The 534-nt window shown below is 41.8% G+C and carries 1 pseudogene; it reads right to left on the reverse strand.

The annotated features are described in order from the left end of the window. A pseudogene (locus tag R8N49_RS29965) lies at window positions 1-534 on the reverse strand (capsular biosynthesis protein); the annotation flags it as partial.

Below are 534 nucleotides of genomic sequence, written 5' to 3' on the forward strand. Positions count from 1 at the left end.
TGAGTTTACGGTTAAGCTCTTCTAGTTCGTTGGCGTAGATGTCGTCGATGCCGTTGATATCAATCAGGCCTTCTTTGAGCAAAAACTCTTGCAAAGCATGCTCTGATTTTTTTAAGCGCTCTTCGAGTTTTTGAGAGTTATTAGTCAGCCATGTTGCTGCATTTTGAGTCACTACGAGCTTGGCTTCGAAGTTGGCATCAATATAGGCCTGACCAACCGCGTTCGCGACTCTTGTTGCTAACTTTGGATCGGCAGAACGAAAGCTAATTCGCACTAACTGTGTGTTTCGAACAGGTTCAATTTCTAGCTTTCTTTTGAAGGCTTGAAGTGCTTGATAGTAAGACTCAGAGTATTGTGATGTCTCTTTTGGGCTAGGAGAAACATTCAATAAATCTTGTACTAACGGGACTGCTTTGATGTCGTCGATTTTTTGTTTTAGTCCACCGGAGCTCGTAAATTCAGGGTGTTGAGTTAAATTCAGTTCATTAATGACTTTGTCGGCAATGTGGTTGGATTTCAGAATAGCGATTTGTG

The sequence above is a fragment of the Vibrio sp. 1978 genome (assembly GCF_033344345.1).